This is a genomic window from Candidatus Clostridium helianthi (assembly GCF_045310795.1).
Classification (GTDB): domain Bacteria; phylum Bacillota; class Clostridia; order Clostridiales; family Clostridiaceae; genus Clostridium; species Clostridium helianthi.
This window is the reverse complement of the sequence record NZ_JBJIAB010000002.1, coordinates 18014-44645: the sequence shown is the minus strand read 5'-3', so window position 1 is coordinate 44645 and position 26632 is coordinate 18014. Positions and strand designations below refer to the sequence as shown.

The 26632-nt window shown below is 30.7% G+C and carries 13 protein-coding genes; 11 read left to right on the top strand and 2 right to left on the bottom strand.

Annotated elements, in window-relative coordinates; all coding sequences use genetic code 11:
• Window positions 1-39: 39 nt before the first annotated feature.
• From ACJDTP_RS01920 to ACJDTP_RS01870, 11 genes are all read left to right on the top strand, one after another.
• Entirely contained in the window at window positions 40-1218 is a 1179-nt protein-coding gene (locus ACJDTP_RS01920; protein ID WP_017212089.1) for a glycosyltransferase family 4 protein, read from the top strand.
• A 37-nt stretch (window positions 1219-1255) separates the two neighbouring features.
• Window positions 1256-2686, top strand: coding sequence for a lipopolysaccharide biosynthesis protein (locus ACJDTP_RS01915; protein WP_406760323.1), 1431 nt, complete (start codon window positions 1256-1258; stop codon window positions 2684-2686).
• A 40-nt stretch (window positions 2687-2726) separates the two neighbouring features.
• A complete protein-coding gene (locus ACJDTP_RS01910; protein WP_017212091.1) occupies window positions 2727-4694 on the top strand; it encodes an ABC transporter ATP-binding protein/permease in 1968 nt (655 codons plus the stop codon).
• Between the two features lie 1028 nt (window positions 4695-5722).
• The gene (locus ACJDTP_RS01905) at window positions 5723-7537 is read left to right on the top strand and encodes an N-acetylmuramoyl-L-alanine amidase family protein (RefSeq protein WP_406760322.1); all 1815 of its coding nucleotides are present in this window, start codon (window positions 5723-5725) and stop codon (window positions 7535-7537) included.
• Window positions 7538-7970: 433 nt separating this feature from the next.
• The gene (locus ACJDTP_RS01900) at window positions 7971-9392 is read left to right on the top strand and encodes a cadherin-like beta sandwich domain-containing protein (protein ID WP_039770696.1); all 1422 of its coding nucleotides are present in this window, start codon (window positions 7971-7973) and stop codon (window positions 9390-9392) included.
• 323 nt (window positions 9393-9715) lie between these two features.
• Window positions 9716-11947, top strand: coding sequence for a cadherin-like beta sandwich domain-containing protein (locus tag ACJDTP_RS01895; RefSeq protein ID WP_039770697.1), 2232 nt, complete (start codon window positions 9716-9718; stop codon window positions 11945-11947).
• A 256-nt stretch (window positions 11948-12203) separates the two neighbouring features.
• Window positions 12204-13511, top strand: a complete 1308-nt coding sequence (locus ACJDTP_RS01890; protein WP_406760321.1) for a methyl-accepting chemotaxis protein — start codon at window positions 12204-12206, stop codon at window positions 13509-13511.
• A gap of 274 nt (window positions 13512-13785) precedes the next feature.
• Window positions 13786-15891: a cell wall-binding protein gene (locus tag ACJDTP_RS01885; protein WP_406760320.1), complete on the top strand. Its 2106-nt coding sequence runs from the start codon at window positions 13786-13788 to the stop codon at window positions 15889-15891.
• Between the two features lie 315 nt (window positions 15892-16206).
• Entirely contained in the window at window positions 16207-19524 is a 3318-nt protein-coding gene (locus ACJDTP_RS01880) for an Ig-like domain-containing protein (RefSeq protein ID WP_406760319.1), read from the top strand.
• Between the two features lie 90 nt (window positions 19525-19614).
• Window positions 19615-20682, top strand: coding sequence for an InlB B-repeat-containing protein (locus ACJDTP_RS01875; RefSeq protein WP_023974301.1), 1068 nt, complete (start codon window positions 19615-19617; stop codon window positions 20680-20682).
• A 291-nt stretch (window positions 20683-20973) separates the two neighbouring features.
• Window positions 20974-21846: a glycerophosphodiester phosphodiesterase gene (locus ACJDTP_RS01870; protein WP_039770707.1), complete on the top strand. Its 873-nt coding sequence runs from the start codon at window positions 20974-20976 to the stop codon at window positions 21844-21846.
• A 271-nt stretch (window positions 21847-22117) separates the two neighbouring features.
• On the opposite strand, the gene ACJDTP_RS01865 is transcribed toward ACJDTP_RS01870, so the two are convergent.
• Window positions 22118-24067 carry a PspC-like choline-binding domain-containing protein gene (locus ACJDTP_RS01865; protein WP_039770709.1) on the bottom strand — a complete coding sequence of 650 codons (1950 nt, stop codon included), beginning with the start codon at window positions 24065-24067 and terminating at the stop codon, window positions 22118-22120.
• A 315-nt stretch (window positions 24068-24382) separates the two neighbouring features.
• Window positions 24383-26173: an N-acetylmuramoyl-L-alanine amidase family protein gene (locus ACJDTP_RS01860; RefSeq protein WP_039770711.1), complete on the bottom strand. Its 1791-nt coding sequence runs from the start codon at window positions 26171-26173 to the stop codon at window positions 24383-24385.
• Between the last annotated feature and the right edge of the window lie 459 nt (window positions 26174-26632).

Sequence of the window (26632 nt, the reverse complement as noted above, 5' to 3'; positions counted from 1 at the left end):
TTCATTATTTTCTTTCATGTGCCTTTATAAGGAGAAACTATGAAAATATGTTTTATAACTACCACAATTTTTAATTTGGGAGGAGTTCAAAGAGTAGTATCTGTTTTAGCTAGTGAATTAAGTAAAAATAATAAAGTAGATGTGATATGTACAGATAGAACTTTTAAAGTTAATAGAGAAATGTATAATTTGAATTCTAATGTAAGTATAAAGTTTAATTCGGGGCTGTTACATAAGAAGTTTACTAACAAAGTTATCTGTAAGATTTCTAGAGAGGTGAATTCTATAACTGGAATTTTAAACAATTCTGTTATGAGTGATTTATTGCTTTATGGATATTGTCCTAATGAAGTTCAAGATAGGTTTATAAATTATCTAAATACAAGAAATTATGATGTTATCATAGGTATAGAAGGTTATTATAGTATAGTTCTTGGAAAAATAAGTGATAAGTTAAATGGTAAGACTATAGGATGGATGCATAATTCTTATGATGCGTATTTAAATAATAAGGGCAAATATTATTGGAAGCAAGACGAGTTGTTTAAAAGATATATACCAAAATTAAATTGTAATGTAGTTTTAACTTATGATGACAAGATTAAATATAAAGAAAAGTTAGGAATAGATTGCAAGGTGATTTATAACCCTTTAAGTTTTGAATGTAATAAAAAATCTTCGTGCGATAAGAAAAGTATAATTTTTGTTGGAAGATTGCTAGAGCAGCAAAAGGGATTAGATCTTCTTATTAAAATTTTTAATATAATTCACAAAAAGAAAAGTGATTGGATTTTAAAAATAGTTGGAGAAGGTCCTGATAGAGAAAGTCTGATAAATCATATTGAAAAGTATAATCTAAAAAATAATGTAATATTGCTTGGTCAATGTGATAATGTTAAAGATCATTATTTGGAATCTTCAATTTTTGTTTCAACTTCAAGATGGGAAGGCTTTGGATTAGCTATCACAGAAGCAATGGAATGCGGATTGCCAGTAGTGGCTTTTGATAATTCTGGTCCTAAAGAAATAATAAGCAAGCCTAACATAAATGGAGTTTTAGTTGGGGATTATAATATTAACAAATTCGCTGATGAGATTATATCGTTAATAGAAAATGATGAGAAAAGAACAAGTATGTCATTAGAATCTGTAAAAAGAGCTAAAGATTTTAAGATAGATAATATTATTAAACAGTGGATTCAAATTATAGAAAAATAATAGATGCATGATGTAAGTATTTATAACCGGAGGAATAATGAGAGAGTATTCAAATTTAAAAAGTGGAATAATGATTACGTTCATATCTAAATATAGTAATATATTTGCACAGTTAATTATAAATTCAGTGTTAGCTAGGTTATTGATGCCAGCAGATTTTGGCATAATTGCAGTAATAACTGTATTTATATCATTTTTCAATATGCTTGGTGATATGGGGATAGGACCTGCTATAATACAAAATAAGTCTTTAGATGAAAAAGAAGTTTCAGATATATTTAAGTTTTCAGTAATTGGATCTATAGTTATAGCAATTGGATTTTACTTTTTTTCTTATTTTATAGCTTATTTTTATAATGATAAGATATATATAAGACTAGGAGGATTATTATCTTTTTCTGTGTTATTTTCTATATGTAATATAGTACCAAATGCTATATTATATAAAGCTCAAAAATTTAAACAAGTAGGAATAATAAATATAATTGTAAATGTAATAGTTGGTATTTTTACAATATCTCTTGCCTTTAAAGGATTCTCTTATTATTCATTGGTTTTCGATTCAATATTAAAAAGTTTATTTATTTTTATATTATGTTTTAGAATATGTAAATTGAAAATAAATAAAGGTTATTCATATAGTTCAATAAAAAAGATACAAAATTATTCAAGCTTTCAATTCTTATTTAATTTTATAAATTATTTCACCAGGAATCTAGATAACATATTAATTGGTAAGTTCTTAGGTGCATCAACTTTAGGGTATTATGATAAATCCTATAAACTTATGCTTTATCCAGTACAAAATTTAACAAATGTAATAACACCCGTATTACATCCAGTATTATCTGAATATCAAAATCAAAAGGATATAATTTATGAAACATATATAAAAGTTATAAAAGTTCTTGCTTATTTAGGCATTTTTATAACCGTATATTGCTTCTTTTCTGCAAATGAAATAATACGCATAATGTATGGTCCTAATTGGGATGCATCAATACCAATATTTAGAATATTATCAGTGACAATTGTGATACAAATGGTATTATCAAGTATTGGATCAATATTTCAAGCTACTGGGTATGTTAATAAATTATTTTCTACAGGAGTAGTATCAGCAATATTCACTGTAAGTGCAATAGTTACAGGAATAATGAATAGAAGTTTAATTATATTATCGTTAGGATTAGTTATAGCATTTATATTAAACTTTATCCAATGTTTCTATGTACTTATAACGCATGTATTTGAAAAAAGCTTTATTTCTTTTTTATTGCAATTAAAGAACATTCTCATTATCGGTGTATTAATGGTTGGAGGATATATATTAATAAGTAAAGTAGTAATAAACAATATGCTATTAAGTGCGATATTTAAATTTATTATTGGAACCATAACTTACGCTATAGGATTATACATAACAAAAGAATATAGACTATTGAAAAAGATAATTTTGAGAAAATAGAATTGAAATGTTGATAAAATCAACAAGGAGTATACGAAAAATGGCTTTATTAGAGTTGAGAAATATTAATAAGTATTATAGATTAAAAGATAATGACAAATTTCATGTATTGAATGATATTAATCTATCTTTTAATGCTGGAGAGTTAGTTTCTATTATAGGAGAGTCAGGTAGTGGTAAGTCTACACTAATGAATTTAATTGGTGGATTAGATTCTGATTTTTCAGGAGAATTACTTGTAAATGAAAAAGATATTAAAAAGTTAAGAAGAAAAGAGCTTGATAAATATAGAAAAAATGAAGTTGGATTTATTTTTCAAAGTTTTAATTTAATTGGTCATCTATCTGTTTTAGATAATGTTACGATTGCAATGACACTATCTAATGTTAGAAAAAAAGAACGATTGAAACGTGCAAAAGAAATATTAAGAGATTTAGGTTTAGAGAATCATATAAATAAGAAACCAAGTCAATTATCAGGTGGTCAAAAACAAAGAGTTGCAATAGCTAGAGCTTTAATAAATAATCCTAAAATAATTATTGCTGATGAGCCTACGGGTAGTCTAGATTCAAAAACTACAATTCAAGTTTTAGAAATAATGAAGGATATTGCTAAAAAGGGAAAGCTAGTAATTATGGTTACTCATTCTGAAAGAGTAGCATCCGCTTCAAGTAGAATAATTAAAATATCAGATGGAGAAATAATTGATGATAACAAGGTCATAGAATTAGATAATGAAGTTAATATAGAAAAACAAGATAATATTAGAAAGCAAAAGCAAAATCTTAGTTTAATATCATCTGCAAAACTAGCACTTGTTAATATGAAAGAAAAACTTCCTCGTAATATACTTGTTTCTGTGGGAGGCAGTATAGGAATAATGAGCATAATTTTAATGCTGTCATTAGGCAATGGGGTGAAATCTTATTTTAATAAGACTATGAATAATTATGTAAATCCATTAGTAATAGAAGTTAATATGCCTAGTGAAGAAAATGAGGATATAAATTTAGATGTTACAACAGTCCAGAAACCGGATGTTAATTCTACTAAACCATTTGAAGAAAGCGATATTGATACATTATCAAAAATAGAAAATGTATCTTCTGTGGAAAGGGGTTATAGTATAATTTCTCTTGGGGCGAATTCGTTAGTATACAATAATAAAACTAATAATTTAATGAATGTTTCAACAATATCTTCAAATATAACGGCATCTAATGTTGAAACTGGAACATTACCTAAAGATGGGGAAGTATTAATTAATAAAGCATTAAGCGATAATTTGGGGAAAGATATTATCGGGCAAAAAGTGAATTTACGCATACTTGCAAATCAAAAGATTTTAAATAGGGATTTTATTGTAAGTGGTGTTTATACAACAACAAGTGGAGATTTAACTGCAAATATGAAATCTGCTTTTTTAAATTATGCTGATTTAGAAAAGTTATATTCAGATAACGGCTATAAATTGAAGCCTAATGTGGTTTATGTTAACACAACAAATAGCAAATATACCCCTCAAATTAAACAAAAGGTTAATGAACTTGGTTATTCACAGTCATCTCAGGAACAAATGGCATCTATGTTTAATCAAATGATAGATATATTAACATATGTACTATCAGGAATTGCAGCAATATCTTTAATTGTATCAGCGATTATGATAATAGTTGTTATGTACATAAGTGTTGTAGAAAGAACTAAAGAAATAGGAATAATAAAAGCAATTGGAGCCAGAGCAAAAGACATACGTAGAATTTTTGTTTCAGAAGCTTTTTTAATAGGATTTTTTAGCGGCGCAATAGGTTTAATAGGTGCATATTTTATCATGAGAGGAATAAATCTCATGTCAAATAAACTATTTGCAGTAAGTGTGGTTTTAATAAAAAGAGAATACGCAATACTTGGAGTTACCGTAAGTATTGTAATAAGTACATTAGCAGGTTTACTACCAGCAAATAAAGCTGCAAGGTTGGATCCAGTAGAATCATTAAGGAGGGAGTAAAGAAAATAAAAGTAAAATAGCCTCGAAGCTATTAGCAGTATTTATTAATAAGAAGGTAGCTGGATCATTTACTTTCTTATAGATGGTAATGAAATAAAGTGAAAAGTTTAGTTACATATATAGATATCAAAAATAAAGGGTTAACTTATTAGATAAGTATATTTACAAATTTTCTAAAACTTTAAGTTCATATATTTAATAGAAATTATAAATATAGGTTATGCACTTAGTACGGGGTAGGCGCATAACCTATATTTTTTATTGGCATGCCTAAAAGATAGTCTTTTCTGCTTTAAATAAGGTTTCTTCATCAATTGAGTATTGTATTTAGAAATTAGAATCATGATTTTATTGATGAAAGTATTTTTCTTAGATACTTTAAAGGATGTTTTATATAATGTCTTAATGAATTAGGATTCATGGACGCCTACAAGTATAAGATATTATAAAGTAGAAAACTATATGTCGAATTTTGCATTTCATTATAGCAAAGTGGAATTAATGAATTTATACTACATCAATTCCATGATTTTTCAGCTTATAATTTAAAATGATTCAGGAATTGTTAAGGAAATTCAATTATAATAGAAATACGGGTAAAGTTTTTAGCATCCTAAAGGAAAGCTTTAAAGTCAAGCTTTTGTAGCCTGTTTTCATATATAATGCTTATGTTAATATATTAATTACAATCAGGTAACGTATATATGAAGATAATTAATTGGAGATTGATATAATTGCGCTCAAATATTGGTATTTTATTAAGTAAATCTTATAGAAATCTGGTCCTTAATTTTACAGTTAAGTATGTAGATTTACAATAAAAGAATAAAATTCAGCAAGTACTAATATTTTATTAAAAAAATATCGACAAAAAGCTCCAAATAAATACAAAAAGACGTAGACAAGCATAAATAAAGTTGCTATAATAATATTCGTAAACCAAAATAATATTTTTTAACCAAGATATTATTTTTAAACTAATAAGTAATTAATAAACCAAAAAATGAAACTCTAGGAGGAATATACAAATGATAAAAAGAATGACTAAAGCAACATCGTTACTAGTAGCTGCAGCTGCTATTATTTCAATAGTACCTGCACATGCAGCTGACTACACAAAAATCGATTCACAAGAAGGTACTATCTATAATGCAGTGGCATATAAAGATGGTAAGTTTTATGTTGATGGAGAAGTTAATGATAAAGACGAAGCAGCTTATTATTTAGCAGATGGTAAATACAATAATTTATCAGATATTGATAGTGGAGCAGATACTGATATTTATGGATCTAAATATTTAGATGTACAAGATGGTGACTATTTTGTCGACTTAGACAATGGTTCAGTAACTGATGAATCTATAAAAGAAAATGCAGAAGATGATGCTGCATCAGCTTTAAGAAAAAATCTTAAAAAGGATAACGATAAAAGATATGTTTCAACCGAAGCTGAAACAATTCAAGACTTAGCTGGAGCAGAAATTGCAGGAAATAAGTTCTCAGCTCCTTGGTATAAATTCCAATACACAAAAGATAATGCAACAAACGGTACAAACACTAAATTAAATGTATATACTGATGCTCAAGGAAACTATATTGATGCTGATTATAACTTAGGATCAATTAAAGTAACTACAACTGCTGCATCTGGAACTACTAATAAAACAGCAACTATAAGTAATACAGATGATACATATGATGCTGCTGGTGAAACTGTAAAAGATCAATTATCAGCAAGCGTTGATAGTGATAATGCTAAAGTAATTGGGCAAGATGCTAATAACATCTATAGAATAGCAAAAGTTACTGTAACAGTTAAGAACGGATCTACAATAGCTAAAATAAATGGAATAGATGTTTCTGTTGATACAAAGACTTTTGATACAACAGTATCTGGAAGTGTAAGCTTCAGTGTTATTCAAAAAATATCAAAAGCACAAGCTTCTGGCAATGTTGATGGAGCTAAATATGCTAAGTCAGTAACAACTTATATAGTTTCTGATGAAGATGGAAAGAATGAAGCTTTCACTTATGACAACTATACTGTTGCTAATGGAAAATTAGTTGGTTATACTGCTAATGGTACAAATGTAAAAACTGCTACAGGAACATTAAGTTCAAAGAATGGTTACTATTATGTTGATTTAGGTGATGAAGCAAGTGAAGATGTACAAGTAAATGGTAGTAAGAGTGCTGTTGATACAGATGCTGATGGAAATCTTTGGAGATTAGATGCTGGATATATCTACGAGTGGAATAATGATGAAGATTGGACAAAAGTGTACAAAGTAGACGGTTCTTTTGATCAAATGTCAGTATATAACAAAGATAATATCGTAGCTTGGAGTAAAGAAGATGATGTTTACTCAGTAATCGGTGGAAAAGGTACAACTACACCAACAGATCCTACTCCAGTTGTAAATAAAGGATGGGTTAAGACTGATGCAGGTTGGACATTCTACAATACTGACGGAACTCAAGTAAAAGGACAATGGGTTAACGATGGTGGAGTTTGGTATTACATCAAAGCTGATGGAACTATGGCAACTGGTTGGATTCAAGATGGATCAACTTGGTACTATTTACAATCATCAGGAGCAATGAAAACTGGTTGGTTAAATGATAACGGAACTTGGTACTATTTACAATCATCAGGAGCAATGAAAACTGGTTGGTTAAATGATAACGGAACTTGGTACTACTTACAATCATCAGGAGCAATGTCTACTGGTTGGTTAAATGATAATGGAACTTGGTATTTCTTAAATTCATCAGGAGCAATGTTAGCTAACACAACTGTTGATGGATATAAATTAGGAGCATCAGGAGCTTGGATTAAGTAATAAATTAAAATAAGTAGAGGTCCAAATTATAAATTTGGACTTACTACAACAGAATACTAAAGATAAAAATTTATTGTTGAATAATTTCTTTATTCAACATAAATATAAGGAAATTAAGACTGTTCATAATGATTTATTTAAATCGTTATGAGCAGTTTTTTTGTGGTATCATTAAATAGTATTTTTACTAAAGTGTTAAAATAAAATTAATATAAAATTAAGATTTAAGATTATTCATCCGCGTTTACAGTAAAGTATTATAATGGTAACATTATTATTAGAAGAAATATAAAAATAGAATTAATCATATTGGATTCACAGCTTATTAATATACATATAGAAGTGAGTATCTGTAGAATTTATACTCTATTTATATATTAAATATAGAGATTTAGTTTAGAAATATTAAGTGGTGACAAAGGGGGGGCAGAATATGAGTAAAATGGTCAGAAGGATAATTTTAACATTTTTTATTATTTATAGCGTTTCATTTTTACAGACAAGCTCTTTGAATTTGCTTATGACAAAGGTTTATGCAGAACAAGATAATCCTTCTTTAAAAGATATTTATTTAAGTGATGGAGGAAATCTCGATTTTTCAGAAGATAAATACTCATATGTCACAGATGTTGGTAATGATATTGATCAAGTATTAATTAAGGCTAAACCGTATGATTTGCTAGATACGGTTAAGGTTGATGGAGAGATAGTAACTAGAGATGATAGTTATAGAAAAGTCGTACCTTTAGTAAAAGGTAAAAATAAGATAGAAATAGAAGTCTTAGATAATAGGAGCGATGCAACATCTACCTATAATGTGTATATTTATAAGGGAGGAAAAGATGCTGTTTATCTAAAGGATATCAATATAAATGATAGTAATATTGGATTTGATAAAAACACCAATTTTTATAATATAGAGTTAGATGAAGGAACAGATATAATGGAACTTCAGGCAACTCCAGATGATGGAAACTATTCAATGACAGCCAATGGAAAGCAATTAAGCAATGATTCTATAAAGGTTAAGTTTAATGGTATAGGAAAATATACTATTAATCTAGGGGTTAAGGATGATGATACTCAAAGAATTGGGAATTATACTTTAAATATGTACTTAGGTATTCCAGTAACACCTAATGTTAAGGATACAATTAATGCAGTAATAAAGCCGAATCAATGGGTGATAGTAAATGGAAGATGGAGGTACAATGATACTGCGGGTAAATGTTTGAAGAATACTTGGTATTATGATAATAAATATAAAAGTTATTTTTATTTCAACAGTAGAGGAAATATGCAAACAGGTTGGATGGAAGATGACGATAAGTGGTACTATCTGGAGGCAAATGGAGAAATGCAAACTGGATGGTTATATTATAAAAATGAATGGTACTTTTTAGATAATAATGGTGTAATGAAAACTGGTTGGATTAAAGATAATGATAAGTGGTATTTCTTGAAAGACGATGGCACGATGGCAACAGGATGGATAACCAGTAATGGAACTTGGTATTTCATGGAGCGTAACGGTAGTATGAGAACAGGGTGGATATATTATGGAAAACAGTGGTATTATCTAGATCAATCGGGCGCCATGAATACTGGATGGGTAAATGAAAATAATCAATGGTATTTTCTAAATGCTGATGGCAGCATGAAAGCTGGAGAATGGGTATATTGGAAAAATAACTGGTATTATTTGAATTACGCGGGTAATATGAGGTGTGGATGGCTTTATAAAGATGACAAGTACTACTATTTTAATGAGGATGGTGCTATGAGGACTAGTCCTGTAGAAATCGATGGATATATATATAATTTTAATAATGATGGTTCCGTGAATTTTGGGTAATTACCATATCTAAATCTGACTTTTAATTATTTGAAAAAAGCAAGTTTTGTGTAACATTATAGTAGGAAATACAGAACATATTAGAATAAAAGTCAAAAAGGAACCAATATTTCCAAGGAAATTTGTATATTATAGAGGAAATAAGTACGAATAAAGGCAGGATATCTATGTTTATTTAGTTAAAGAAACTTTAGGAAAATTCGATAATAAATATAGTAATAGATTATATACTTTATGAACTTGAATATGCTGTTTCTGGTGTTTAAATACATTAGAAATGGATGATAATAAATTTCGTAAACATAAGATGGGAGGACATACTAATGAGTGCAAAAAAAATCAATCTTAATAAGATTACTTCTTATTTATTAATTTTTACTGTATTTTTTACACTTATGCAGACAGTAAATTTGCAGAAAGCTAGTGCAACTGATGAAACTCAAATAAAAGGTCTGCAATTTCACATAGGAGATGTGAACGGAAAAACTAAAAATATTGATGGAAACGAGAAAGATGGATATGTATGTGAGTTTCTTCCAATAGGTCAAAATTTCACTTTGGTAGCTGATTCTGGTTATTCTATTGTAAGTGTCCAAAGTAGCTCAAGTTTTATGAATGTTAAGCCAGTAGCAAACTCAAGTGGAGGAAATGATTATGTAGTAAATACAATAACTGATTATAGCGATTTTACACTTACGGTGGTTATGAAAGATAGCTCAGGAAAACAAGTTACCTATCCGATAAGAATGAAATTCGAAGCGGATTCTTCTCTTTCATTTCAAAGTTTAAGGGTTACATTAGATGGTAAGATAACTTATAATTTATTTTTTACACAAACAGATGCAAATGGAAACTATCATATTTCTGATATAAATTCTGATGTTAAAATGGCGAAAGTTCAGTTGTTTGACAATAATAATACGCCAATGAATTTTTCTACTAATGGCGGTAGTAGTGCTGCAGAGGCGACTGTAAACTTAACTGGTGGAGATAATGTTATAAGTATAGGTGTGACAACCCAAAATATCTCTAGACAATATAAGTTGATTATAACTAAAAAAGGAGAGGCAAAATTACAGTCATTAGTGCCGTCAGCAGGTACTTTATCTCCAGCATTCAATTCAAATACGTATGACTATACAGTTCAAGTACCAACTACTCAAACAACAATTGCATTTACACCAATAGCTGTAGATAATTCATCTACTATTAAAGTCAATGGTGTGACTGTAAAAAGTGGAAGTAAGAGCCAAAGCATAAAGCTAGATGAAGGAGAAAATGATGTTGAAGTTATCCTTACAACTAAGGATGGTGATACAAGTACATATAATATTAAAGTTACCCGTACAGCTTTATTTAGAAGTTCTCAGCTTACTGGGTTGACACTGACATCAGGAACTCTAACTCCTGCTTTTAATAAAGGAATATATGAATATTCAGGAACCGTCGATAATAGTGTTACATCAATAGGGGTTACTCCAACAGCAGAGGATGTTAATGCGACAATTACGGTTAATGGAAAGAAAGTACCTAGCGGCGCAACTTCACCTTATATAAGCTTGGATGAAGGTGGAAATACTATAAATGTAAAAGTTACAGATTCTAAAGGAAATAGCAATACATATGTATTAAATATTACAAGAAGATATCCAAAAGACAATGTGAATTTAGCGAGTCTTTCTGTAACAGACGGAACAATGTCACCAAAATTTGATCCTGAGACTTATCTATACAGTGTTAAAGTTGCTAGAAATATTGAAAAAGTAAGAGTTATGTATACTTCACAAAATGACAAAGCAAAGATTAAGATAAATGGTAAAGAGTATACTAATGGACAATCTGATTACATAAAACTTGATATAGGAGCAAATCTTGTAGTTGTTGAAGTAACTGCTGAAGATGGAAAAACAACGACTACTTATAAGTTAAGTGTAATTAGAGGAGATATAGAAGGAACTAACCAGTGGGTACTTGTTGGAGGAAATTGGACATTCTATAATGCAGCTGGTATGCAAATTAAAAATCAGTGGGTTAAGTATGACAATCAATGGTATTTCCTGGACATAAACGGGTATATGCAAACTGGATGGATACAGGATTCTGGTAATTGGTACTATTTAAATAAAGATGGTATTATGCAAACAGGTTGGTTTTATGACAAAGGATATTGGTATTACCTTGAAGCTAATGGAGCTATGAGGGTTAATACATGGGCTACTTACGATGGAAAATGGTATTACTTTAATAACTTTGGAGAAATGCAAACAGCTTGGGCACAATATAAGGGTAAATGGTACCTTATGGATGATCATGGGGTAATGCAAAAAGGTTGGGTGACCTATGATAGAAATAAGTACTACTTGAATGATGATGGTAGTATGAGGACAGGATGGTTATATAATGGAAAGTCATGGTACTATTTAGATGATAGTGGAATAATGATAACTGGATGGAAGAATATAAATGGAAAGAATTATTACTTCGATGCGGGTGGAGTTATGAAGACTGGAATGCTTTTCCTTGACGGGCAATGGATAAATTTGAATAATGCATAATTAAGAATAGAAGTGATATCTTATGATAGGATATCACTTTTATTTTTGTACAAAGGATAAGCTAAAATTTATATATATGTCCAAATAATGTTATAATTGTAGAGTTATGTTTGTATTAGTTGAATGTAGGAAAAAATAATGATATCATAAAATTGTGTAGGATAGTCAATCACCATCTATAAATATGAATACATTTATTAAAATATTTTATAAATGAATGCAATTAGATTGAAAGGTACATATAGGAGGAGACAAAATGAATAAAGAGAAAAAAAATGTATCATTAAAGGTTAAACTTCAAGTTTCGTATGTAATTATGTCTATTTTGGTATTTATATCAGGAATAGTGAATTTTAAGCAGCGTAGTGATATAAAAAATGGTATTGCTAATGGAGATACATTGGCAAGAGATATTACGACAACTGTAGTTGTATGTATCATAAGTATAATTGCTGCAATTTTTGCTGGGTTTTATATGCATAAAAATATAATTTCAAGACTAAATACTCTTCAGAAATTCGCTATGAAGTTGGCAAGCTATGATTTTTCAGAAGGTATTGAAATAACTAAAGATGATGAAATTGGGGCGACTGGAAGAGAATTAAACGTAGCTCAGGAGAATGTAAAAAATCTTATTTCAACTATTTTAAATGAAGCTTGTAATATGAGTGGATTAAGTCAGGAACTATCTGCGAATGTAGAAGAAGTATCAGCCAAGCTTGATGAAGTTGATAATTCATCCAAAAATATAAATGTTACAATGACGGAAACAAGTGCAACGGCAGAAGAAATAGCAGCTTCTATTGAAGAAGTTAATTCCAGCATGGAAAGTTTGGCAAATAAAGCAGCCGATGGAAGTACAAATGCTGAAAAGATTAAAAGAAGAGCTGAAAAGGTCAAGGAAGATAGTAAAATTGCTATTGCAAATACAACACAAATAAGAGAACAAAAAGAAAAAGATATAATAAAGGCAATTGAAGATGCAAGAGTTGTTGAGGAAGTTAAAGTTATGGCTGGGGCTATAGCTGATATTGCCGAGCAAACTAATCTTTTGGCATTGAATGCAGCAATAGAAGCGGCTAGAGCAGGAGAATCAGGAAAAGGATTTGCAGTTGTAGCAGAAGAAATTAGAAAACTTGCAGAGGAATCTTCCCAAACTGTTTTTACAATTCAAGATACAATATCTAAGATACAGGACGCAGTTAAAAATCTTTCAGATAACAGTAATGATATACTTAATTTTATGTCGAGTGAAGTTGATAAGCAGTTACAGGATTATGCTAAGATCGGAGAAAAGTATAGCAATGATGGAGACTTTGTAAGCTCAATGTCAGAAGAACTAGTATCAATGGCTCAAGAGGTTGAAGCTACAGTTGAGCAGATAAATGAAGCACTTCAAAGTACAGCTGCAGATGTTCAAAAATCTTCTGTGAATAGCGAGAAAATACAATCAGAAATAGAAACTAGTTCATCAGCTATATCGCAAGTAGCCAATGCAGCAACTCAGCAAGCTCAGATAGCAATGCATTTAACTGAATTAGTACAAAAATTTAAATTAAAATAATAATAATAAATATTTAAAGAATAAATTAATTAAAGAGTTTTAGAATGACCATATCGAAGGTATGATTTTTATATCACTATATGGTTATTTTTATGCGGATATTTATAACTAAATTCGTAAACATAGTTATATCATTAATTATGTAATTAGAGCTATTTGGCTAATGAATTTTACATCATATAATGCACATTAAAAGTAACTATATATTGTTAGAATATTTAAACTCATCAGTATAAATGATATAATATATATAGATATTTTGGAGGCGATTGGCATGATAAGAAGAATTAATAAAATATTGGCACTTGTATTAATTGGGACAAGTATTATAGCTACAATACCAAATAGTGTTTTCAGTACTCCAGTTAAAGCGGAGACTAATGATATTTCAAAAATAATTTTAAATCCCCAAACTAATAACATAGCTCTTTCTGGAATTGATATAGGATCAATGGTTCCTGATGGAGATACTCTTATAGGAATGGCTGAAAACACAACTATAAACCCTCAGTTAGAAAATGGAGTAAAATTGATGTTTAGCAGCAAAGGAGCAAAGTCAATCGACAATGAGGAATGTGGCAAGTTATCGTACAATCTGTCGGGTTCGCTAGTTGATGAAATTTCAGCACAAGTTTATGAGGTTTTGAAAGATCCAATAACAAATGCAGTTGTATCGAAGGCAGAATCGGCTACAGGAGGTACTATACCAGAGGAAACGCTTAAAAACGTAATCGAACCTATAGTGGAGAAAAACTTACAAGCAGCATTACCAAGTGCTATTAAGAGCAGATTTCAGAATATCCCTATATATCAGTATACTGGGAAAAATAATTCAGGTGATGTTATAGCTCAGGCCTTTGTGGTAAAGGGGTTAGTGGGATCAATAGTTAATACTGTGGTAGGAAATGGCGCATATTGCGTAAATACTTATAGTGCTAATGTGAGGAATGCATCTTACAGCAGCATTGATATAGTTCCTTCATTGACATTTAATCCAGCAGTAGGTACAACGGCTTATTCAAAAGTAATTAATTTAGATAATGGTTCTAAAGTTATTGGTGATGGTATGAGTATCAATGTTATTGATTCCGTAAACAACAAGGTATATGTAATTAATAACCCAATTTATAATATGTTAAAGGCAAAACAGGGAGATTCAGATAAAATAAATAAAGATTTAAATATTATTGATTTTAATGGTGTTACTAATTTGAGTGGCAGCTTAAGTTTTCCTTTGGATATAGATGGAACTAAATTCTCTATTTTAAGCTTATCATTAACTAAAAACGGAGATATCACAGCAAATAAAAGTTATAAATATGCTGTTGTAGTTGGAGATTACGAAAAGAATTTATTAGATAAGATGATTGATGGAGTTAATCTAGGTAATGTTGGGGATAAGATAAAGGGAATGATAAAAAGTGGGACATACAATATGATTCCAGATATAAATACTCAAATTGGCGGCTTGATAGATAAAGGTAAAAATGAGTTTGATAAAACTATAGATGGAATAAGTGATGGGATAAATGACATAAATGACTCCTTAGATGATCTTACTGATGATCTTAAAGATAAGAATAATGATGTTGATGATGCTTGGGATAAAGTGTTTGATAGGTATGATAATGATAAAGGCTGGGGAAAACATGATGGATATATATATTATTATGATAAAGATGGAGTTAGTTTAAAAGGTGTACAAAAGATAAATGGAAAAATATATTATTTTAATAGAATTGATGGGGCCATGGAAACAGGTTGGCAGATTGTAGATGGTAAGAAGTGCTACTTCGATAAGAAAAAGGGCTGTGAACTGTTTAACCAATGGGTACAAGATGGTGATGATTGGTATTATGTTGGTGAAGATGGAGCCGTTAAAAAGATGGAGTGGGTCAATTATAATGGTAAATATTATTACTTAAAAGCTGATGGTAAGATGGTAAAGGACTGGTTTAAAGTTGATGAGTACTGGTATTATTTTAATAATGATGGATCAATGTCAACTTCAATTTGGAAATCGTCTAATGAAAAATGGTATTATTTAAAAGATAATGGACAGGCAGCTAGTGATTGGCTTAACTTGGGTAGTAACTGGTACTATTTTAAGAATACATCAGGAGAAATGCAGATAGGTTGGTTTAGAGCTAATGGAAATTGGTATTATTCAAATGATGATGGCTCAATGAAAACAGGATGGATTTATTCTAAGAATAATTGGTATTATTTAGATGAAGGTACGGGTGTAATGAAAAAAAATGAATGGGTAGTTATTGATGGTAAAAACTATTATTTTAATATTAATGGAGAAATGGTAACGGGATCAAGATATATAGATGGAACAAAATATGTGTTTGGTTCAGATGGAACCTTATATTAATTGAAGTCATGAATTAAATCTAAGGGGGAAGACGGCAACCTTCCTCCTTAGATTTTTAAATTATACTCAATATGGGATATTTAATGTAAAATGGTATTATATCTATATAGTTATTCAAAAAAGCTTCGATAATAAATAGAGTAATAAGATAAATTCAGGAATATTATTTGGATAATTGTGTGATAAGAATTCAATTGTTCAAAAGTACATATTATCTCTGTTAAATTTTATTATAATAGTTGTTTGAATTATGGTAAGACAAAAGTACTTTTTAATATAAGGTACTATGAAAAATATAAGATAGGGGTAGATTTGATGAAATGGAAGTTTATAAATAAAATAATTTCAGCAATTACCATTTCTATGACATTATTCACTCTAATTCCATTAAGGGCTTCAGCCGAATGGGTAAATGATTATCAAGGGAATTTTTATTATATGCAAGATAATCAAAAAGTTACAGGATGGAAGAGGATTGACGGACAGATATATTATTTTGATGGAAATGGGAAAATGCAAACAGGATGGATCAAAGCAGGCTCTTCATGGTACTTCTTGCAAAATGATGGAGCACTGAAAACTGGGTGGATTAATTATAATAAGAAATGGTATTATGCAGATTCAAGTGGTGTAATTCAAACAGGAATTGTTAATATCTCAGGAAAAGTTTATATTTTTGACGATAACGGAGCGATAAAGACAAATAATACAGTTATAAATGGAGAGTTTTACACTATTGGTTTTGATGGAGAAGTCGTTGGAACTAAAATGCCAACTCCAGAAAAAGAGTATGATGATTCAGGAAATTGCATTCAGGTATTGAAGAATACTGACAATAAGGTAATTACCTCTCCAACTGACTCGAAATTTAATGAAGTTATTGAGGATAAAACTGAATCGGATGACAATCCAAATGAAGGAAGAAGCTTTAAAGTTTTACTTAAAGATTCAGATGGATCAGAGCTTAAAACTAAAACTGTTAAATATAGTAAGTCATTTGACTTATATAAGCCAACTAAGGATGGACGTGTTTTTGCAGGATGGAATGCTAAAAGCAATGGATCTGGAAAGAGCTACGATGCAGATGATAGTATAAAAGTAGAAGAAGATATAATATTATATGCACAATGGAAAGAAGATACATCAGTTTATGTAGAAGATATTAATATAAAAGGAAACTCAAATGTTACTGTAAATAAATCAGTTACAATGACAGCAGAAGTATCACCAAGTAATGTTACTAATGCAGATGTGACATGGTCTGTTTCTGATGAAACTGGAAAAGCAACTATTGATAGCAATGGAGTATTGACTGGAGTATCAGCTGGTACAGTTATGGTGAAGGCAACTGCAAAGGACGGCTCTGATGTAAGTGGAACAAAAGAAGTTACAGTTACAAACACAGATGTAGTGGTTCCGGTAAGTAAGGTTACAGTAAGCGGACAAGCAGGAGAATCAACAATAACAACCGATGGAGGAACTCTTCAAATGAAGGCAAGTGTGTCTCCAGAAGATGCAACTAATCAGGCTGTAACTTGGGAAGTTCAAAATAATACAGGAAGCGCATCTATTGATTCTTCAACTGGGCTTTTAAAGGCAATATCTAATGGAACAGTTACAGTAAAAGCAACTTCAAATAATAATGTTGTTGGAAGTATGACAGTAACGATAAGCGGACAAAGTACAAAGATATTGGTAACCGATATGGAGATTACTACAACTAAAACTGATTTTGCAATTACAGAAGATGGTGGAACATTACAATTGAACTTAAATATAACTCCAACTACTGCAACTAATAAATCAGTAAAATGGTCGATTAAGTCTGGAGAAGACAAAGCGACAATTAATAGTTCAACTGGACTTTTAAAGGCGGTAACAAATACAAATGGAACACCAGTAACTGTACAAGCTGAGGCATTAGATGGTAGTGGAGTAGTTGCGACTAAAGATGTTACTATAAGTGGTCAAAAAATTAAGGTTTCTAAAATTACTATAGATGGACCAGATTCAGTAACAGGAACTGGGAAGGTAACTATGGATAAAACTGTATTACCAAAGGATGCAACTAATGGCGCGGTAATATGGTCTGTTGAGAATAATACAGGAAGTGCTACAATTGATGCTAATACCGGTGAATTAACTCCAAAGTCAAATGGAAAAGTAACAGTAAAAGCTACTGCTGCGGATGGATCAGGTATCAGCGATACGATAGAAGTTACTATAAGTGGTATAGACAATAATATACCTGCAACCAAGATTAATATAGCAACAAAAGATGGAGCGGCTTTATCAATAACAGAAGATGATGGAACACTTGGATTGATAGCTAGTTTATTGCCAAGTTATTCTACAACGACATCAGAAGCTGTAAATTGGGAAGTTATTAGTGGAAGTGATGGCGGAAGTGCTAAGATTGAAGGTGGAACAGTAGGAAGTTCTATAAATATAAGAGGAGTGACTAATGGAACAGTTACAGTAAAAGCAAGTGTAATAAATGCAGATGGCACAACCGCAATTGGAAGTGCAACTGTAAGAATAGCTGGACAAATTACAAATGTAACAGACATAATAATAAGTCCTGATGAAGCTCCAGAAGTAGTGGTTGGTGGAACATTGCAGATGAGCGCTAGTGTAGATCCCAATAATGCAACATATAAAATAGTGAACTGGTCTGTTTCCAATGGAACGGGAACAGCAACAATTACCTCTTCAGGATTATTAACAGGAGTATCTTCTGGAGATGTTAAGGTGATAGCTACTGCAGATAATGGAAAAGGAATTAGCAAATATATAACAGTAAAAGTAATTCCACAAGTTAAAGTCACTAAAATTACAGTTAATGCACCAGATGGAAGTGGAGATGAAATAACGGATGGCGGAACATTACAAATGACTGCAAGTTTTGAACCAACAGGGGCGACTAGTAAAAGTGTGACTTGGTCAGTAACACCTGGAACAGGAAAAGCAACAATTGATAGCAATGGGCTAGTAACCTCAGTATCAAATGGAACAGTTACTGTAAATGCAACTGCAACAGATGGATCAAAAGTTGTAGGAAGCCTGCCTATAACTATAAGTGGTAAAGTAGGGACAATAACTGTGGCAGGAACAGGAAATATTTCTACAATAGTTATTCCAAATGGTATATTACAAATGCTAGCAACGGTGGGGCCAACAGATGCAGTTAATAAAGCAATAACTTGGTCAGTAACGCCTGTAACAGGAAAAGCAACAATTGATAGTAATGGAATTTTAACTGCAGTATCAAATGGAACAGTTACTGTAAACGCAGCTGCGACAGACGGGTCTGGAATTGTTGGACAGTCAGTTGTAACAATAAATGCAGCATCTGGAATTACAATAAATCAATCAAGTAATACAGTAGCTGTTGGAAATACAGCGAAATTGACTTCAGTTATAAGCCCAACTAGTGTAACAGGTAAAAAAGTGATATGGTCTATAAGTAATATAGACGGAACAAATACGGATCTTGCGACTATTAATTCAACTGGAGATTTAACAGCAGATTTAACAGCTTTAAAACAAGGCAGCGTTAATATAAAAGCAACTCTTGATGATGGATCAGGAATATCAGTTACAAAAACAATAATAATAAATCCAAATAGTTAAAGAGTGTATAAAATACTAAAGGAAAAATGGTCAAGTTGTAGTTTTATGACTTGACCAAATAATTAGGAAAGATAGGGGGAGAACTTAATTGTGAAGTATGAATATTTAAGGAAATCTATTGCAGTAAGTCTTGCTATTTCATCATTAATTACTGTAGTTCCAGTAAAGTCTTTAGCTGCATGGATTGAAAACTATGATGGGAGTTGGAGTTATGCAGATATGTATGGTTATGCTAATGGAGGATGGAAGCAAATAAACGGAATTTGGTATTACTTTGATTCTTATGGATTAATGAGAACTGGATGGATTCTTGACAACGGAGAGTGGTATTATACTGATCTAAGTGGAGTAATGCAAACAGGTGTAATTCAAATAGAAGGAAAGATTTATATATTTTCAGAAAACGGTGCAATGCAGAAGGGAACTTCTATTATAAATGGAAGGATCTATAACCTTGATGATAGTGGAGCTTGTATAGGAAGTGATTATCCGACACCGACTAAAAGTTTTGATTATTATGGAAATAATACACTTCCATATGTACCAAATCAAATAATTGATGAGGACTCAAAAATGTCAAAGGATATTCCTACAGACCCTTCAAAGGAAGTAAAAAAACAATATAAAGTTAAGTTTAAAGATCCTGAGGCTGAGGACGATGATGATGAGTTACTTAGGACAAAAACTGTTGATGAAGATACAATGCTTACTTTGTATAAACCAGTTAAGAATGGATATACCTTTATTGAATGGAATACAAAAAGTGATGGGGATGGTACAAGCTACGAGTATGATGATAGAATAAAAATAACTAAAGATATTACATTATATTCTCAGTGGAAGAAAAATGAAAACACAAGTGATGAAACTACTATAAAAGTAGACAATATAGTAGTTTTAGGACCAGTTTCTGGAACTACAGAGATGAGTTCAATAACCACTAAGGGTGGAAGTTTACAAATGAGTAAAAAGGTATATCCTACCAATTCAGATAATCAAAAAGTAAAGTGGCTAGTTGTAAACGAGGATGGATCAGCAACAATAAGTGATACTGGCAAGCTAATAGCGGTATCAAATGGAAAAGTTATTGTAAAAGCAGTTGCAACTGATGGCTCAGGAGTTATAGGAACTAAAGAAATAAAAATAAGTGGTCAATAAAAAGTATGTATAGACCTGCACAAGAATATGCTTGGAACAAACTTATTCTTGGCAGGTATTTTTTATATTTAAAATTTTACTTATCTAAGTATTTAATCAGAATAAAATGCAGAAATTAAACTATAAATATATTTAAAATATAATAAATATAGAGTGTGTTATTATAAATTATTTTTAATTAAGAATCATGAAACTAATATTCATTATGGTAATATAGTTATGTTTAGTGTAAGATATGTATATTAGGGGAATTGTGTAAGATAAATTATATTTTAACAAGGGGGGAATAACTTGAAGATTTTAAATATTGCGCATAGAGGTTATAGTGGAAAGTTTGATGAGAATACAATGTTGGCATTTAAAAAAGCGATTGAGTATAATGCTGATGGAATAGAGGCAGATGTTCAGCTTTCTAAGGATGGAGTTCCAATTATACTTCATGATGAGACTTTAGATAGAACTACAAATGGCCATGGTTTTGTTAAAGATTATACTCTAGATGAACTAAAGATATTTAGAACTAAAAGTGTACCGGAAATTCAACTTTTAAAGAATGATTCTTTGCAGGAAATGGCACATTTAAAGTTAAATATGACAACAGAAAGAAACTATGAGGAAGGTAAACAAGTCGGTAGCTATAAGGTTGGGAAATATACTATGGAAGAAGCAGAATATTTTCAAAACAGAGGTGGAGAGGAAATACCAACTCTGCGAGAACTATTAGAGCTTGTTGCAGACTCTGATTTGAAAGTATTAAATTTGGAACTTAAGAATAGTGTCATAGAATATAAAGGACTAGAGAAAAAAGTTTTGTCTATGATTGATGAATATAATTTAAGAGATAAGGTTATAATATCAAGCTTTAATCATACTAGTTTAGTAAAAGTAAGAAAACTTGAGAATAATAAAAAGATCACTTTAGGTGCTCTGACAGAAACTATACTAGTTAATGTACCTAAATATTTGAAAGCCATTTCCGTTGATTGTTATCATCCTCATTTTTCAAGTATATTAAACGAAGAATATATTAAAGAAATTAAAGATGCAGGAATAAAAGTAAATCCATATACGGTTAATAGTTTAGTTGATATGAAAAAGGTGATAATGGTTGGAGTAGATAGTATAATTACGAATGAAGTTGAACTTTTAAATACATTATTATAAAAGTTTTTAATATTAGGAAATTATAATTTAGGGTAACCTCCAAAATAACTATGATCAATAATTTAAAGATTATATTTACTTTTATGTAAACGAAATTATATTAGATTTAGAATTTGAATCCTGTTATATTAAAATGTAAGGCTGTCTCCAAAAGTATCTATTTCTTTTGAGACAGCCTTGTTATAGTAAACCTAGGAGAGGTTTAAAAGAGCATATTATTTAGGTTAATATATTACGTATATTATTAAGCGTATAGTTTATATCTGATAATTTATACCCAAGCACCGCTTGCAGATAATCTATATCCGTTAATTACTGTATTAGCAGCCATAGCACCATTTGAATATAGATAGTACCAAGTTCCATTATCATTTAACCAACCAGTTTGCATAGCACCAGAACCGTTTAAGAAATACCAAGTACCATTAACGTTAGCCCAGCCAGTGGCCATAGCACCCGATTGATTTAAATAGTACCAAGTTCCATTTAAATTCAACCAACCAGTAGCCATAGCACCTGACGAATTCAAGTAATACCAAGTTCCATTTAAGTTTAACCAGCCAGTAGCCATAACACCATCAGCTTTTAAATAGTACCAAGTTCCGTTTAGGTTTAACCAACCAGTAGCTTTAGTTCCATCTTCTTTATTATAAGTCCAAGTTCCATCAGTAGCTTGCACCCATCCTGTTTTTACTACTGGAGTATCATCAGGATCACTATTAGACTGTTTTCCACCAATTACTGAATATACATCATCGTCTTGGCTCCAAGCAACGATATTATCTTTATCATAAACTGAGAATTCATCAAATGATCCGTCTACTCTGTATACTTTGTCCCAATCATCAGTATTATCAAATTTGTAGATATATCCACCATCTAATCTCCAAAGATTTCCGTCAACATCTGTTTGAACAGCAGCACCTTGGTTTTTGCTGTTTTCACAATCTTCTTTGCTTTGATCTTCCTCATCAGCGTAATAGAATCCGCTGCTTGATTTTAATGTATAAGCTCTAACAGTAACTTTATCATTATTATTAATTTCAGAATTGTAAGCTATAAGTTTTCCTCCAGCTACAGTATAGTTAGTTGTAGTAACTATATTACCTGAAGTATTTATAAATAATTCCTCAGCATCTAACTTTTTACCATCTTTATCAGAAAGTGCGTAAGTAGTTACAGTTTTAGCATATTTAGCGTCATCAACATCACCAGAAGCTTGAGTTTTTGAAATTTTTTGAATAGCTTTGAAAGATACAACTTGTCCGTTGTTTTCAACTTTAAATATATCATTGCTATTATTTGGATCAATTTTAACACCATTTATTTCACTAATTGTGGCAGCCGCACCAGTAGTAATAGTTACCTTTACAGTTGCAAGTCTATATATATAATCTTTATCTTGTGCCAATACTCTATCTTGAACAACACTTGCACTTAATTTATCAGATCCACTAATATTAGTTCCATTAATAATTCCATCAGCTGCATCGTAAGCGTCGTTTGTGTTCTCTATTGTATCTGTCTTTGTTAATGTAGTACCTGAAGCACTTGAAGCAGTTGTTGTAACCTTAACTTTACCTAAGTTATAGTCCGCATCAATGTAATTACCTTTTTCGTCAGTAAATACATTAAATATTTGATGGGCTGCATCCAATCCATTTAATCCATTAACATTTTTATCTATAGATTTTTGAGCGGCTTTATATTGTGTATAATACCAAACTTTATTATACTTTGCTCCTGGAATTAAATCGAATAGGTCACCATGATTTGAATCTTTAATAGTATTTGCTTCAGTTTCGTTATATCTATCATCTGTATCATCTTTTATTTTTTTTCTTAAAGCAGCAGCTGCATCATCTTCGGTATCACCTTTAATGTCGTCATCAGTTACAGTACCCTTATCTAAATCAACAGTGTAGTCTCCGTCTGATATATCTAAATATTTTTCTCCAAATAGAACTGCGTCATCTCCTGAATCAACATCTTCCAATTTATTAAATTTACCGTTAGCTAAATAGTAAGCTTCTTCATCATCATTGATTTCCCCATCAATATAAGCTCTACCATCCTTATATGCTATTGCATTATAGATAGTCCCATCATCAGCGCTAATTCTTTTTATCTCAGCAGCATTAACGCCACTAAAAGGTACTAATGAAGCAACTGTTGCTGCTGCTACTAATAGTGATGTTACCTTTCCCATTCCTCTTATCATAATATTGTCCTCCTCTTATGAAAATAAAATTTAATAGTATTTAAGCTAATTAAAATATTTAGCTAATAGTTATGAATGAATAATCAATTAAATGTAATATTATTAATATACAGGTAAGATTTTGTCATTCACTATAATATACAACTCTTTAAACAGTACTTGGTACTTTTTTAAGTGGTAAATTTTCTTAAGATTTTCTTAACGTGTCTTAAGAAAATCTTAAGGAGGTTGATTTTATAAATAAGATCTGAATATCGAATGAAAGAAGAGCTATACCAAATAGATTTTGATATAGCCCAATTATTAAGATATCCTCTATCTAATCCAAGCGCCTGAAGCATTTAATTTATATCCATCAACAATTGTGTTAGATAACATTGAACCTGATGCGCTTAGATAGTACCAAGTTCCATTATCATTTAACCAACCAGTCTTTATAGCACCTGATGATTGTAAGTAATACCAAGTTCCATTATCATTCAACCAGCCAGTTTTCATGGCACCTGACCCAGTTAAGAAATACCAAGTTGATCCATCTTTGAGCCAGCCAGTAGCCATGATACCATCTGCTTTAATATAGTACCAAGTTCCGGAATCATTAACCCATTGTCCTTTTAATTGAGTTCCATTAGTGTTGTAGAAAGTCCATCCTGCATCAGTCTTAACCCATCCTTTGTTTACTACAGGAGTTGTTGGTTCAGCTGGGGTTGTTGGAATTGTCTCTTTTCCACCTATTACCGAATAAACTTCATTATTCTTATTCCAAGTTACGATATTATTATCATCGTAAACTGACATTTGATCAAAAGAACCATCTACCTTATACACTTTTGTCCAGTCTTCATTATTATCCCACTTATAGATATATCCGGCGTCTAATCTCCAAAGGTTTCCGCTTACATCTGTATCAACAGCACTTTTAGAACCATTTACTTTAACATCTTCACTTGATTCATCAGCTAAATCAACATAATAATATCCATTTTTTGACGTTAATGTTGCTGTTCTAACTTTTAAATTTGAACTATTAGCTGTATATCCGACTAATTTCCCGTTAGCAATAGTATACTTATCATAGGAAAAAGACTCATTTTTTCCGTCCTTATCAGAAATAACATAAGTTGTTACTGATTTAGCGTACTTAGCTCCATCAATGTTACCTGAAGCTTGTGATTTTGATATCTTTTGAATTACATTGAAACTTACTGTACTAGTGCCAGAACCCAATGTGCTATTGTTTACAGTAAATGTATGCCCGTTATCAACAGTAACATCCATTCCATTTATTTTAGTTATTTTAGCTCCATTAGCAGCATTCACAGTAATTTTGGCTGTTCTATAAATATAGCTACTATCTTGTCCAATGATTTTTCCTGTAGAAGTATCAACGCTTGCTGATATTTTATCTTTTCCTGTAATAGAATTAGTGCCATCAGCATCATAAGTATCGTCTGTGTTAGCTACAGTTATTGTTTTGGATGTAGATGAAGATGCAACTGTAGTTACTTTTAGTGATCCTAAATTATAATCAGCATCAATGTAGTTCCCTTGAGTATCAGTATATACATTTAATTTAGTAATTGCCCCATTTGTTGAATTGTCTTTTGAATATTCAAATTTATACCATGGATCTGAAAATTTATTCCCTGGAAGCTCTGCATTCGTTAATTTTTGGATTGTTTCGGCTTCAGCTTTATTGAATCTTCCATCGTTATCTTTTTTCAGATTCTTTCTTAGGGTTGAAGCGGCATCATCTTCTGCATTTTCTTTTATAGATTCATCAGTTACAGAACCGTTATCCAAATTAATAAAATAATCCCCATTTTCTACATTTACATATTTAGAACCATAGATTTCAGAAGAGGATCCACTATCAATATCTGATAGATTATTGTATTTACCGTTTGCTAAGTAGTAAGCAGCTTCATCCTTGTTATTAATTTCTCCATCAATATAAAATTTACCATCTTTGTACGCTATTGCACTGTATATAGTACCTTCTTGTGAGTCGATTTTTTTATAATCAGCTGCATGAGCAGGTACTATTGAAATAATAGCAGCTGCAGCTACTAGTAATGATGTTGCATTAGTTAATCTTTTTAGCATAATTCGTCCTCCGTTTTATATAATATTTTATTTAAATAATATTTTTTATAAATTAAAAGTGATATTTAACTTTTTCGCTATATTATACAGATTGAATGTGAAAAAAATGGTACCTTTTTTGGAAAAATATTAGAATTGTAAGAAAATTAAGGGGGATAATGATTTGTGTTTTAATATAATATACATCCATTTAAGTATCATTAGGTACCTTTTACAGCAGCTTGACGTGATATTTTTATATAAAATTTGGTGTGAGTTTATAAAGGATAATCAATTAGAAATATAGGAATAGGTTATGAATTTCTGATATCTATAAAGAATTTAAGATAAAAATAGTGTTATATAGGAGTGGAAAATTAGAGAAGTATGAAATATATGCAGTTAGGGATCAATTTAGATGTAGAAATGTTATTGTTTATAGCATAAAAAATAACAAGGTAAGCTATACCATCGTTTAGA

Excerpts from the sequence above, each read along its gene's own strand:
- ACJDTP_RS01900 (WP_039770696.1), top strand. The coding sequence starts at position 7,971 with ATGAGTAAAATGGTCAGAAGGATAATTTTAACATTTTTTATTATTTAT.
- ACJDTP_RS01910 (WP_017212091.1), top strand. The coding sequence starts at position 2,727 with ATGGCTTTATTAGAGTTGAGAAATATTAATAAGTATTATAGATTAAAA.
- ACJDTP_RS01895 (WP_039770697.1), top strand. The coding sequence starts at position 9,716 with ATGAGTGCAAAAAAAATCAATCTTAATAAGATTACTTCTTATTTATTA.
- ACJDTP_RS01920 (WP_017212089.1), top strand. The coding sequence starts at position 40 with ATGAAAATATGTTTTATAACTACCACAATTTTTAATTTGGGAGGAGTT.
- ACJDTP_RS01905 (WP_406760322.1), top strand. The coding sequence starts at position 5,723 with ATGATAAAAAGAATGACTAAAGCAACATCGTTACTAGTAGCTGCAGCT.
- ACJDTP_RS01915 (WP_406760323.1), top strand. The coding sequence starts at position 1,256 with ATGAGAGAGTATTCAAATTTAAAAAGTGGAATAATGATTACGTTCATA.
- ACJDTP_RS01880 (WP_406760319.1), top strand. The coding sequence starts at position 16,207 with ATGAAATGGAAGTTTATAAATAAAATAATTTCAGCAATTACCATTTCT.
- ACJDTP_RS01865 (WP_039770709.1), bottom strand. The coding sequence starts at position 24,067 with ATGATAAGAGGAATGGGAAAGGTAACATCACTATTAGTAGCAGCAGCA.
- ACJDTP_RS01890 (WP_406760321.1), top strand. The coding sequence starts at position 12,204 with ATGAATAAAGAGAAAAAAAATGTATCATTAAAGGTTAAACTTCAAGTT.
- ACJDTP_RS01885 (WP_406760320.1), top strand. The coding sequence starts at position 13,786 with ATGATAAGAAGAATTAATAAAATATTGGCACTTGTATTAATTGGGACA.
- ACJDTP_RS01860 (WP_039770711.1), bottom strand. The coding sequence starts at position 26,173 with ATGCTAAAAAGATTAACTAATGCAACATCATTACTAGTAGCTGCAGCT.